Source organism: Streptococcus sp. F0441 (genome assembly GCF_000314775.2).
In the GTDB taxonomy this organism is placed as follows: Bacteria; Bacillota; Bacilli; order Lactobacillales; family Streptococcaceae; genus Streptococcus.
Map to the genome: position 1 here is coordinate 940,806 of NZ_KB373321.1, position 12,411 is coordinate 953,216.

Annotated in this window: 14 protein-coding genes; 13 read left to right on the plus strand and 1 reads right to left on the minus strand. The window is 43.1% G+C overall.

Going from position 1 to position 12,411, the window contains the following annotated elements; translation table 11 throughout:
• Positions 1 to 100 precede the first annotated feature (100 nt).
• Positions 101 to 811: a purine-nucleoside phosphorylase gene (gene deoD, locus HMPREF9188_RS04530; RefSeq protein ID WP_009730047.1), complete on the plus strand. Its 711-nt coding sequence runs from the start codon at positions 101 to 103 to the stop codon at positions 809 to 811.
• Positions 812 to 964: 153 nt separating this feature from the next.
• Positions 965 to 1,696, plus strand: coding sequence for an NAD-dependent protein deacylase (locus HMPREF9188_RS04535; RefSeq protein ID WP_009730048.1), 732 nt, complete (start codon positions 965 to 967; stop codon positions 1,694 to 1,696).
• Positions 1,697 to 1,896: 200 nt separating this feature from the next.
• Here HMPREF9188_RS04535 and pavA read toward each other — a convergent pair whose 3' ends face one another.
• Positions 1,897 to 3,552, minus strand: a complete 1,656-nt coding sequence (pavA, locus tag HMPREF9188_RS04540; protein ID WP_009730049.1) for an Rqc2 family fibronectin-binding protein PavA — start codon at positions 3,550 to 3,552, stop codon at positions 1,897 to 1,899.
• A 104-nt stretch (positions 3,553 to 3,656) separates the two neighbouring features.
• Here pavA and ybeY point away from each other — a divergent pair, with 104 nt between their 5' ends.
• The 11 genes from ybeY (at position 3,657) to tehB (ending at position 12,284) form a co-directional block, all read left to right on the plus strand.
• The gene (ybeY, locus tag HMPREF9188_RS04545) at positions 3,657 to 4,154 is read left to right on the plus strand and encodes an rRNA maturation RNase YbeY (protein WP_000275169.1); all 498 of its coding nucleotides are present in this window, start codon (positions 3,657 to 3,659) and stop codon (positions 4,152 to 4,154) included.
• Positions 4,135 to 4,530: a diacylglycerol kinase family protein gene (locus HMPREF9188_RS04550; protein ID WP_009730050.1), complete on the plus strand. Its 396-nt coding sequence runs from the start codon at positions 4,135 to 4,137 to the stop codon at positions 4,528 to 4,530. The genes ybeY and HMPREF9188_RS04550 overlap by 20 nt, the downstream gene beginning before the upstream one ends.
• 16 nt (positions 4,531 to 4,546) lie before the next feature.
• Positions 4,547 to 5,446 carry a GTPase Era gene (gene era / locus HMPREF9188_RS04555; protein WP_000143274.1) on the plus strand — a complete coding sequence of 300 codons (900 nt, stop codon included), beginning with the start codon at positions 4,547 to 4,549 and terminating at the stop codon, positions 5,444 to 5,446.
• 48 nt (positions 5,447 to 5,494) lie between these two features.
• A complete protein-coding gene (mutM, locus tag HMPREF9188_RS04560) occupies positions 5,495 to 6,319 on the plus strand; it encodes a DNA-formamidopyrimidine glycosylase (protein ID WP_009730051.1) in 825 nt (274 codons plus the stop codon).
• Positions 6,319 to 6,924 carry a dephospho-CoA kinase gene (gene coaE, locus HMPREF9188_RS04565; RefSeq protein WP_009730052.1) on the plus strand — a complete coding sequence of 202 codons (606 nt, stop codon included), beginning with the start codon at positions 6,319 to 6,321 and terminating at the stop codon, positions 6,922 to 6,924. Before mutM ends, coaE begins: the two co-directional genes overlap by 1 nt.
• Positions 6,911 to 8,110 (plus strand): multidrug efflux MFS transporter, encoded by a 1,200-nt coding sequence (locus HMPREF9188_RS04570; RefSeq protein ID WP_009730053.1) that lies wholly within the window; start codon positions 6,911 to 6,913, stop codon positions 8,108 to 8,110. The genes coaE and HMPREF9188_RS04570 overlap by 14 nt, the downstream gene beginning before the upstream one ends.
• The gene (gene rpmG, locus HMPREF9188_RS04575) at positions 8,110 to 8,259 is read left to right on the plus strand and encodes a 50S ribosomal protein L33 (RefSeq protein ID WP_007519517.1); all 150 of its coding nucleotides are present in this window, start codon (positions 8,110 to 8,112) and stop codon (positions 8,257 to 8,259) included. Before HMPREF9188_RS04570 ends, rpmG begins: the two co-directional genes overlap by 1 nt.
• A gap of 39 nt (positions 8,260 to 8,298) precedes the next feature.
• Positions 8,299 to 8,532, plus strand: a complete 234-nt coding sequence (gene secG, locus HMPREF9188_RS04580) for a preprotein translocase subunit SecG (protein WP_000282517.1) — start codon at positions 8,299 to 8,301, stop codon at positions 8,530 to 8,532.
• 92 nt (positions 8,533 to 8,624) lie between these two features.
• Entirely contained in the window at positions 8,625 to 10,979 is a 2,355-nt protein-coding gene (gene rnr, locus HMPREF9188_RS04585) for a ribonuclease R (protein WP_009730054.1), read from the plus strand.
• Positions 10,942 to 11,409, plus strand: coding sequence for an SsrA-binding protein SmpB (gene smpB / locus HMPREF9188_RS04590; RefSeq protein WP_001051742.1), 468 nt, complete (start codon positions 10,942 to 10,944; stop codon positions 11,407 to 11,409). The genes rnr and smpB overlap by 38 nt, the downstream gene beginning before the upstream one ends.
• Positions 11,410 to 11,423: 14 nt before the next feature.
• Complete coding sequence (gene tehB, locus HMPREF9188_RS04595; protein ID WP_009730055.1) at positions 11,424 to 12,284, plus strand: SAM-dependent methyltransferase TehB; 861 nt, start codon at positions 11,424 to 11,426, stop codon at positions 12,282 to 12,284.
• Positions 12,285 to 12,411 lie beyond the last annotated feature (127 nt).

Here is a 12,411-nt window from a genome sequence, read left to right on the forward strand (position 1 = left end):
GCGGAAAGCTTGGAAAATAGATAATCTTCCTAGATGCGGGGCATCTTCGTCAGATTCCTAATTTTCAATCGCTTTCTTCTCGCTCTTTGTGTCATAAATTATGTCTATCCATATTGCTGCTCAGCAGGGTGAAATTGCTGATAAAATTCTTCTTCCTGGGGATCCTCTTCGTGCGAAATTTATTGCGGAGAATTTCCTTGAAGATGTTGTTTGTTTTAACGAAGTGCGTAACATGTTTGGCTACACTGGTACTTACAAGGGTCACCGTGTATCTGTCATGGGAACTGGTATGGGAATGCCATCCATTTCTATTTATGCGCGTGAGCTGATTGTTGACTATGGTGTGAAAAAATTAATCCGTGTCGGAACTGCAGGTTCTTTGAATGAGGATGTTCATGTCCGTGAATTGGTTTTGGCGCAAGCAGCTGCAACCAACTCAAACATCATCCGCAATGACTGGCCACAGTACGATTTCCCACAAATCGCAAGTTTTGACTTGCTAGACAAGGCCTACCATATCGCCAAAGAACTTGGTATGACCACCCACGTTGGGAACGTTTTATCATCAGATGTCTTTTATTCAAACTACTTTGAAAAGAATATCGAGCTTGGTAAATGGGGAGTCAAGGCTGTGGAAATGGAAGCAGCAGCCCTTTACTACTTGGCTGCCCAACACCACGTCGATGCACTTGCTATCATGACCATTTCTGATAGCTTGGTCAATCCTGATGAAGACACTACTGCAGAAGAACGCCAAAATACCTTCACCGATATGATGAAGGTTGGTTTGGAAACCTTGATTGCAGAGTAAACATCGTATTACTTTGAGATTAGGTTATTTCTAAGATTGATTCAAATGCTTTAATCTCAAATACATAAGTAATGATAAAGGAAGAGTTGAAAATCAGATTGCTGGAGCTATTGGTTTTCAACTTTTTTAGAACCCAGCTTAAGGAGAAATGTGATGGATAAAATTGAACAATTACAAGACTTGATAGATCAAAGCCAACGGATTGTTTTCTTTGGAGGGGCAGGAGTGTCAACCGAGTCTAATATCCCAGATTTTCGTAGTTCAGATGGTGTTTATAGTCATCAGTTAGGCCGTCATTTTACGGCAGAGCAACTCGTTTCTCGAACCATGTTTGAGCGCTATCCAGAAGATTTTTTTGACTTCTATAAAAAATACCTGATTTATCCAGAAGCAAAGCCTAATGCTGCTCACACTTATCTGGCTACTTTGGAAAAGACAGGTAAGCTAAAGGCTGTTGTGACACAAAATATCGATAGTCTTCATGAAATGGCTGGCTCCCAAAAAGTCTTTAAATTGCATGGGAGTGCGGACCGGAATTACTGCCTAGGTTGTCAACATTTCTATGACTTAACTGCTTTTCTTGCCCTCGAGGGACCTGTTCCCCACTGCTTAGACTGTGGCAAGGTGGTCAAGCCTGACGTGACCTTGTACGAAGAATCACTTGACATGGATGTTTTTAGTCAAGCTGCACAAGCTATTCGGCAAGCAGACTTGCTGATTATTGGTGGGACTTCCTTGGTTGTTTATCCTGCAGCTAGCCTAGTAAACTATTTTTCTGGGACAAATCTGGTCCTTATCAATAAAACCAGTATTCCACAAGACAGCCAAGCTACATTGGTCATTGAAGGCAAGATTGGGGAAGTCTTTTCGAAATTGAGACAATAAAAGAATTTTAGAAGATAGCAACAAAACCTTGTTACTTGAAAGAGAAAACTATCTCATTTATTGACCACTATCTCGCTCTTTTAGAGTTATTAAAAACTGGCTGAGAAAATCAAAACACCTTCACCGATATGATGAAGGTTGGTTTGGAAACCTTGATTGCAGAGTAAATTTGTAATAGAAAATCCTGATCTCAAGTGAAATCAGGATTTTTTCATGGATGCGATTTTTTCTGGGTCTGGTGTAACGCGGAGAGTCTTTTGTCCAGTATAGGTTACAAAACCTGGTTTTCCACCAGTTGGTTTGTTGAGTTTTTTCACTTCAATCATATCCACTTGCACGAGATTTGACAAGCGCCCTTTGGAGAAGTAGGCAGCCAGTTCGGCCGCATCTGTCTTCACTTCGTCAGAAGGATTGAGATTGCCTGAGATGACGACGTGACTTCCTGGAATGTCCTTGGCGTGGAACCAAAGTTCTTCCTTGCGAGCCATTTTAAAGGTTAGCTCTTCATTTTGCAAGTTGTTTCGACCAACATAAATGATGGTCTTGCCATCGCTCGCCAGATACTGTTCTGGCTTTTTGCGCTTGTGAATTTTCTCTCGCTGTCTTCTACGGATAAAGCCTGTTTGGATTAATTCTTCACGGATTTCAGCGATTTCTTCCAGTCCAGCTTGGTTGAGAACGGTCTCCACGCTTTCTAGATAGAGAATGGTAGCCTTGGTTTCTTCGATCAACTCAGTAAGGTATTTGACAGCTTCTTTGAGTTTCTGGTAGCGTTTAAAATAGCGTTGAGCATTCTGGTTGGGAGTCAAGGCCTTATCCAGCGCAATGGTGATAGGCTGATTGGTGTAGTAGTTGTCCAAGGTAACCTGGTCTTGGTCATTAGGCACTTGGTGGAGGAAGGTTGTCAGCAATTCTCCTTTTTGACGAAATTCCTCAGCATTGTCTGTCGCCAGTAACTCTTTTTCTTGTTTTTTCAGCTTATGTCGATTTTTCTGAAGTTCATTTTCAACACGGCGAATCAGTTCACTGGCTTGTTGTTTGACACGGTCCCGTTCAGCCTTGTCCTTATAGTAGGTGTCCAGCAAGTCAGAAAGGCTGGCAAAAGTTTCTCCTACATGATTCGCAAAAGGAACTGGACTGAAGGAAGTCTCCGTTAGGTAAGGCTTGGTTTCTTGACCGAAAAAGTTACGGAAAGTAGATAGTTTATCACTGACCAAGAGCCTTTCCAATTCGTTTGCCGTATCACGACCTAAACCTTGAAAGAGACTTTGAAGATTTTTTGCTGTTAGTTCTTGGGTTTGCAGAATTTCAAAGAGCTTTTCATCCTTGACAGTAAAAGGATTGAGAGACTCGGTGCTTGGCGGAGCGATATAGGTCGATCCAGGAAGCAAGGTACGGTAGCTATTTTGTGAAAAGCCGACGTGTTTGATGACTTCGAGGATTTTATGGCTACTTTTATCCACGAGGAGAATATTGCTGTGTTTGCCCATAATCTCGATAATCAAGGTAGCCTGAATATGGTCCCCAATCTCGTTTTTATTGGAAACTGTAATTTCCACAATACGGTCATTTTCGACTTGCTCAATTGACTCAATCACGGCGCCTTGTAAATACTTTCTCAAAACCATGATAAAAGTAGAAGGTTGGGCTGGATTTTCAAAAGTCGTTTGGGTCAGCTGGATGCGCCCAAAAACGGGATGGGCAGAGAGGAGCAGGCGATGGCTTTGGCGATTGCTGCGGATTTGCAAGACCAACTCTTGTTCAAAAGGCTGATTGATTTTCTGAATGCGACCATTGACCAACTGACCTCGCAATTCCTCAACCATGTGGTGTAAAAAAAATCCGTCAAATGACATCGTTCTCTCCTTGTGATTGTATTCCATAGTATTATATCAAAAAGGTAGAATAAAATCATGGAAATGTGGTATAATAAAGCCAAGTAAAGAGAATCGAGAAGTACATGTATATTGAAATGGTAGATGAAACTGGTCAAGTTTCACAAGAAATCCTGCAACAAACCCAAGAAATTTTGGAATTTGCAGCCCAAAAAATAGGAAAAGAAGACAAGGAGATGGCAGTCACTTTTGTGACCAACGAGCGTAGCCACGAACTCAACCTCGAGTACCGTGATACGGATCGTCCGACAGATGTCATTAGCCTTGAGTATAAACCAGAGTTGGACATTGCCTTTGACGAAGAGGATTTGCTTGAAAATCCTGAATTGGCAGAAATGATGTCTGAGTTTGATGCCTACATTGGGGAGCTTTTTATCTCTATCGATAAAGCGCATGAGCAGGCTGAGGAATACGGCCACAGCTTTGAGCGTGAGATGGGTTTCTTGGCAGTACACGGCTTTTTACACATTAACGGCTATGATCACTACACTCCGGAAGAAGAAGCGGAGATGTTCGGTTTACAAGAAGAAATTTTGACAGCCTATGGACTCACAAGACAATAAACGAAAATGGAAAAATCGTGACCTGGTATCCAGTTTAGAATTTGCTTTGACAGGTATTTTTACCGCTATCAAGGACGAACGCAATATGCGCAAACATGCAGTGACGGCACTAGTAGTCGTCCTTGCAGGTTTTGTTTTTCAGGTGTCACGAATCGAATGGCTCTTTCTCCTAATGAGCATTTTCTTGGTAGTAGCCTTTGAAATTATTAATTCTGCTATTGAAAATGTAGTGGATTTAGCCAGTCACTATCACTTTTCTATGTTGGCAAAGAAAGCCAAGGACATGGCAGCAGGTGCCGTGCTAGTGGTTTCTCTTTTTGCTGCAGTGACAGGTGCACTTATCTTTCTCCCACGCATTTGGGATATACTATTTTAAACACTAAGAGGAAATTATGACATTTAAATCAGGCTTTGTAGCCATTTTAGGACGTCCCAATGTTGGGAAGTCAACTTTTTTAAATCATGTTATGGGGCAAAAGATTGCCATTATGAGTGACAAGGCGCAGACAACGCGCAATAAAATCATGGGGATTTACACCACGGATAAGGAGCAAATCGTCTTTATTGACACACCAGGAATTCACAAGCCTAAAACAGCCCTTGGCGATTTTATGGTGGAATCTGCCTACAGCACCCTTCGTGAAGTGGATACTGTTCTGTTTATGGTGCCAGCTGATGAGCCACGTGGTAAGGGCGACGACATGATTATCGAGCGTCTCAAGGCTGCCAAGGTTCCTGTGATTCTGGTGGTGAATAAGATTGACAAGGTCCATCCAGACCAACTTTTGGCTCAAATTGATGACTTCCGTAACCAGATGGACTTTAAGGAAATTGTTCCTATCTCAGCTCTTCAGGGAAATAACGTTTCTCGACTAATCGATATTTTGAGTGAAAATCTTGAGGAAGGTTTCCAGTATTTCCCAGCTGATCAAATCACAGATCATCCTGAGCGTTTCTTGGTTTCAGAAATGATTCGTGAGAAGGTTCTCCATTTGACACGTGAAGAGATCCCTCACTCAGTCGCAGTAGTGGTCGACTCTATGAAGCGTGATGAAGAGACAGACAAGGTCCATATCCGAGCAACCATCATGGTCGAGCGCGATAGCCAAAAAGGAATTATCATCGGAAAAGGTGGCGCTATGCTCAAGAAAATAGGGACCATGGCCCGTCGTGATATCGAACTCATGCTAGGGGACAAGGTTTTCCTAGAAACTTGGGTCAAGGTCAAGAAAAACTGGCGTGATAAAAAGCTAGATTTGGCTGACTTTGGCTATAATGAAAAAGAATACTAAGTAGAGGTGGGCTCATGCCTGCTTCTTGTTTTTACAGAAGGAGGACTTATGCCTGAACTACCTGAGGTTGAAACGGTTCGTCGTGGCTTAGAAAAATTGATTTTGGGAAAGAAGATTTCGAGTGTAGAGATTCGTTATTCCAAGATGATTAAGACAGATTTGGAAGAGTTTCAAAAGGAAATGCCTGGTCAGATTATCGAGTCAATGGGACGCCGTGGAAAATATTTGCTTTTTTACCTAACAGACAAGGTCTTGATTTCCCATCTGCGGATGGAGGGCAAGTATTTTTATTATCCAGACCAGGTTCCTGAACGCAAGCATGCCCATGTTTTGATTCGATTTGAAGATGGCGGCACTCTTGTATATGAGGATGTGCGCAAGTTTGGTACCATGGAACTATTGGCACCCGACCTTTTGGATGCCTACTTTGTATCTAAAAAACTAGGGCCTGAGCCAAGAGAGCAGGACTTTGATTTGCAGGTCTTTCAAGCTGCCCTAGCCAAGTCTAAAAAGCCTATCAAATCCCATCTACTAGACCAAACCCTGGTAGCTGGCCTTGGTAATATCTATGTGGATGAGGTCCTCTGGCGAGCGCAGGTCCATCCAGCTAGACCTTCCCAGACTTTGACGGCAGAAGAAGCGTCGGCCATCCATGACCAGACTATTGCTGTTTTGAGTCAGGCTGTTGAAAAAGGCGGCTCCACCATTCGGACCTATACCAATGCCTTTGGGGAAGACGGAACCATGCAGGACTTCCATCAGGTCTATGATAAGACTGGACAAGCATGTTCGCGCTGTGGGACAGTGATTGAGAAATTCCAGCTCGGTGGACGGGGAACTCATTTTTGTCCTCAGTGTCAAAGGAGGGGCTGATGGGAAAAATCATTGGAATTACAGGAGGAATTGCTTCTGGTAAGTCAACTGTGACAAATTTCCTAAGAGAACAAGGCTTTCAAGTGGTGGATGCTGACGCAGTCGTCCACCAGCTACAAAAACCTGGTGGTCGTCTTTATCAGCTCTTAGTTCAGCACTTTAGGCAGGAAATCATCCTTGAAAATGGAGAACTCAATCGCTCTCTCCTAGCTAGTCTCATCTTTTCAAATCCTGAAGAACGTGAATGGTCTAGGATAACTCAAGGAGAGATTATTCGTGAGGAATTGGCTGCACTGAGAGAACAGTTAGCCCAGACAGAAACGGTTTTTTTCATGGATATTCCCCTGCTTTTTGAACAGGACTACGCCAACTGGTTTGATGAAACATGGCTGGTCTATGTGGACCGTGATGTTCAGGTGGATCGTTTCATGAAACGAGATCATCTTTCTAAGGAAGTAGCTGAGTCCCGTTTGGCTGCCCAGTGGTCTTTAGAAGAAAAGAAAAAATTGGCGAGCCATATATTAGATAATAATGGCAGTCGCGATCAGCTTGTGGGTCAAGTAGTGAAGTTACTTGAAGGAGGCGATAGCTGTGCAAGAGATTAGTTGGAAAGAGAATCTTCGTGTCGCCTGGTTCGGTAGTTTTCTAACGGGAGCCAGTATTTCCTTGGTTGTCCCTTTCATGCCTATCTTTGTAGAGCAGTTGGGAATTGAAGGGGACCAAGTTGCTTTCTATGCTGGATTAGCTATCTCAGTTTCGGCTGTTTCAGCAGCTCTAGTTTCTCCTATCTGGGGTATTCTTGCTGACAAATATGGTCGAAAACCCATGATGATTCGAGCGGGTCTTGCCATGACCATTACCATGGGAGGTTTGGCCTTTGTTCCGAATATCTATTGGCTACTCTTTTTGCGCTTGCTCAATGGCGTATTTACTGGTTTTGTCCCCAATGCAACGGCCTTGATTGCCAGTCAGGTACCCAAAGATAAGTCTGGCTATGCTTTGGGGACTTTATCAACTGGAGTAGTAGCTGGAACCCTAACCGGCCCCTTTGTAGGTGGCTTGATTGCTGAAATTTTTGGCATTCGTAATGTCTTTTTATTGGTAGGTGCTTTCTTATTTTTAGCTGCAATCCTAACCATTTTCTTTATCAAGGAAGATTTTCAGCCAGTGGCTAAGGAGAAGGCTATCCCAACGAAAGAAGTATTTTCTTCTTTCAAGTATCCTAGGCTTTTAGTAAACCTATTTTTGACGAGCTTTGTCATTCAATTTTCAGCTCAATCAATTGGTCCCATTCTAGCTCTCTATGTGCGGGACTTAGGGCAGTCCGAAAATCTCCTCCTTGTATCAGGATTAATCGTATCCAGCATGGGATTTTCTAGCATGATAAGTGCTGGAGCTCTAGGAAAACTTGGCGATAAGGTAGGGAATCATAGATTGTTAGTCGCGGCGCAGATTTATTCCGTCATCATTTACCTTCTTTGTGCCCATGCAACCAGCCCCCTTCAACTTGGCTTGTATCGTTTTCTCTTTGGTTTGGGAACGGGAGCTCTCATACCGGGAGTCAATGCCCTTCTCAGCAAAATGACTCCAAAATCAGGTATTTCAAGGATTTTCGCCTTCAACCAAGTCTTTTTTTACCTTGGTGGAGTGATCGGACCTATGGCGGGATCCGCAGTTGTAGGATATTTGGGCTACCATGCTGTCTTTTATGCGACAGCAGCTTGTGTGGCTTTCAGTTGTTTATGTAACTTAGTGCAATTTAGATCGTTATTAAAAGTAAAGGAAATCTAGTGCGAGTAAAAATCAATCTCAAGTGCTCCTCTTGTGGCAGCATGAATTATCTAACCAGTAAGAACTCCAAAACTCATCCTGACAAGATTGAGGTTTTAAAGTATTGTCCCAAGGAAAGAAAAGTAACCCTACATCTTGAATCTAAGTAGATTTTATGGTAAAATAATAGGGATTTTAAGGAGTTTGATATGTATAACCTATTGTTAACCATTTTATTAGTATTATCTGTTGTGATTGTGATTGCGATTTTCATGCAACCAACTAAGAACCAATCCAGCAATGTATTTGATGCCAGCTCAGGTGATTTGTTTGAACGTAGTAAAGCGCGTGGTTTTGAAGCTGTGATGCAACGTTTGACAGGTATTTTAGTCTTTTTCTGGCTAGCCATTGCCTTAGCATTGACGGTATTATCAAGTAGATAAGAAATGGGCGAGACTAGGTCTTAGCCTATTTTTATTTTATGACACTTATAAAGTTATCAGTCAAAAAAATTATAAAAATCTAGAAAGAAAACATGAAAGATAAAATTAAAGAATATTTGCAAGAGAAGGGGCGAGTGACGGTAAATGACCTGGCTCAGGCTCTCGGAAAGGATAGGTCCAAGGATTTCCGTGAGTTGATTAAAACCCTGTCTCTGATGGAAAGAAAGCACCAGATTCGTTTTGAAGATGATGGCAGTTTATGTCTGGACCAAAAGAAGAAACATGAAATCACCCTCAAAGGGATTTTTCATGCCCATAAAAACGGCTTTGGCTTTGTCAGCCTAGAAGGCGAAGAGGACGATCTTTTTGTAGGAAAAAACGATGTTAACTATGCCATTGATGGTGATACCGTTGAGGTCGTGATTAAGAAAGTCGCTGACCGTAACAAGGGAACAGCTGCCGAAGCTAAAATTATTGATATCCTAGAGCATAGTCTGACAACCGTTGTTGGGCAAATCGTTCTGGATCAGGAAAAACCTAAGTATGCTGGTTACATTCGTTCAAAAAATCAGAAAATCAGCCAACCGATTTATGTGAAGAAACCGGCTATCAAGTTGGAAGGTACAGAGGTTCTCAAGGTTTTTATCGACAAATACCCAAGTAAGAAACATGATTTCTTTGTTGCTAGTGTGCTGGACGTGGTGGGACACTCGACTGATGCTGGAATTGACGTTCTTGAAGTCTTGGAATCCATGGATATTGTCTCAGAATTTCCAGAAGCTGTTCTTAAGGAAGCAGAAAGTGTACCAGAAACTCCGTCTCAAAAGGATATGGAAGGTCGTCTGGATCTGAGAGATGAAATCACCTTTACCATTGATGGTGCGGATGCCAAGGACTTGGACGATGCAGTACACATCAAGGCTTTGAAAAATGGCAATATCGAGCTCGGAGTTCACATCGCAGATGTTTCCTACTATGTGACCGAGGGTTCTGCCCTTGACAAGGAAGCTCTTAACCGCGCGACTTCTGTCTACGTGACAGACCGAGTGGTGCCAATGCTTCCAGAGCGTTTGTCAAATGGCATCTGCTCACTCAATCCTCAAGTTGACCGTTTGACCCAGTCTGCTATTATGGAAATTGATAAACATGGTCGTGTGGTTCATTACACCATTACACAAACAGTTATCAAGACGAGCTTCCGCATGACCTATAGTGCTGTTAATGATATCCTAGCTGGCGACGAGGAAAAGAGACAAGAGTTTAAGAAAATTGTTCCTAGTATCGAACTCATGGCCAAGCTTCATGAAACTCTAGAAAGCATGCGTGAGAAGCGTGGCGCCCTTAACTTTGATACCAGCGAAGCAAAGATTCTAGTGGATAAAAAAGGTAAGCCTGTGGATATCGTTCTTCGTCAGCGTGGTGTTGCTGAGCGGATGATTGAGTCCTTCATGTTGATTGCTAATGAAACGGTTGCCGAGCACTTTAGTAAACTGGACCTACCTTTCATTTATCGGATTCACGAGGAGCCCAAGGCTGAAAAAGTTCAGAAGTTTATTGATTATGCTTCGAGCTTTGGTTTGCGGATTTATGGGACTGCCAGTGAGATGAGCCAGGAGGCGCTTCAAGACATCATGCGTGCTGTTGAGGGAGAACCCTATGCGGATGTATTGTCCATGATGCTTCTCCGATCCATGCAACAAGCTCGCTATTCAGAGCACAATCACGGTCACTATGGTCTTGCTGCTGATTATTACACTCACTTTACCAGCCCTATTCGCCGTTATCCAGACCTCCTTGTCCATCGAATGATTCGGGACTATGGCCGTTCTAAAGAAATAGCAGAGCATTTTGAGCAAGTGATTCCAGAGATTGCGACCCAGTCTTCCAACCGTGAGCGTCGTGCCATCGAGGCGGAGCGTGAAGTCGAAGCCATGAAAAAGGCTGAGTACATGGAAGAATACGTGGGCGAAGAGTATGATGCGGTTGTATCCAGCATCGTCAAATTCGGTCTCTTTGTTGAATTGCCAAACACGGTTGAGGGCTTGATTCACATCACTAATTTGCCTGAATTTTATCATTTCAATGAGCGTGACTTGACACTCCGCGGAGAGAAATCGGGCATAACCTTCCGTGTAGGACAGCAGATTCGCATTCGGGTTGAAAGAGCCGATAAGATGACAGGTGAGATTGATTTCTCTTATATCCCAAGTGAGTTTGATGTCATCGAAAAAGGCTTGAAACAGTCTAATCGCAGTGACAGAGGTCGTGGTTCAAATCGTCGTTCGGACAAGAAGGAAGATAAGAGAAAATCAGGGCGCTCAAATGATAAGCACAAGCATTCACAAAAAGATAAGAAGAAAAAGGGAAAGAAACCTTTTTACAAAGAAGTAGCTAAGAAAGGAGCCAAGCATGGCAAAGGGCGAGGGAAAGGTCGTCGCACAAAATAAAAAAGCGCACCACGACTATACAATCGTAGATACGCTAGAGGCAGGAATGGTCCTGACCGGAACTGAAATCAAGAGCGTTCGAGCTGCTCGAATCAATCTCAAGGACGGCTTTGCCCAAGTAAAAAATGGGGAAGTCTGGCTGAGCAATGTTCATATCGCCCCTTACGAAGAGGGTAATATCTGGAACCAGGAACCTGAACGCCGTCGTAAACTCCTGCTCCATAAGAAGCAAATTCAAAAATTGGAACAAGAGACCAAAGGAACAGGAATGACCCTAGTTCCCCTCAAAGTCTATATCAAAGATGGCTACGCCAAGCTTCTTTTAGGACTTGCCAAAGGGAAACATGACTATGACAAACGCGAATCCATCAAGCGACGTGAACAAAACCGCGACATTGCGCGTGTGATGAAAGCTGTGAACCAGCGATAAGAAGAGGAATAATAATGGAAAAATTAATTGCCTATAAACGGATGCCCTTGTGGAATAAACAGACCATGCCAGAAGCTGTCCAGCAAAAGCACAATACTAAAGTCGGCACTTGGGGAAAAATTACTGTCTTGAAGGGGGCACTCAAGTTTATTGAGTTGACTGAAGATGGTGAGGTTCTAGCTGAGCACCTCTTTAAGGCAGGAGCAGACAATCCTATGGCGCAACCACAAGCTTGGCACCGAGTGGAGGCTGCCACTGATGATGTAGAATGGTACTTGGAATTTTATTGTAAACCTGAGGATTATTTCCCTAAGAAATACCAGACCAATCCAGTCCATTCGGAAGTCTTGGAGGCTATGCAAACGGTGAAACCAGGAAGAGCCTTGGATTTGGGCTGTGGTCAAGGCCGTAACTCTCTCTTTCTTGCACAGAATGGTTTTGATGTGACAGCTGTTGATCAAAATGAATTGTCCCTTGAAATCTTGCAAAGCATCGTAGAGCAAGAGGATCTAGACATGCCTGTAGGACTATACGATATCAATTCAGCTAGCATTGGGCAAGCCTATGATCTCATCGTATCGACAGTTGTTCTCATGTTCCTACAAGCGGACCGCATTCCAGCTATTATCCAAAATATGCAGGAGCACACCACGATCGGTGGCTATAACCTTATCGTCTGTGCCATGGATACGGAGGATTATCCTTGCTCAGTAAACTTCCCATTCACATTTAAAGAAGGGGAGTTAGCGGATTACTACAAGGATTGGGAATTGGTTAAGTACAATGAAAATCCAGGACATCTGCACCGTCGTGATGAAAATGGCAATCGTATTCAACTACGCTTTGCGACCATGCTAGCCAAAAAAATCAAATAAATCAAACCTATACCAGCGAATAGAAACCACTTTGCAAGGTTTCTATTCGTTTTTGTTTGCGTTGGTTGATTGGGGCGAGCAGGATTTTATGCTATACTAGAAGTAGGAAATCTGAGCAATTGGGCTG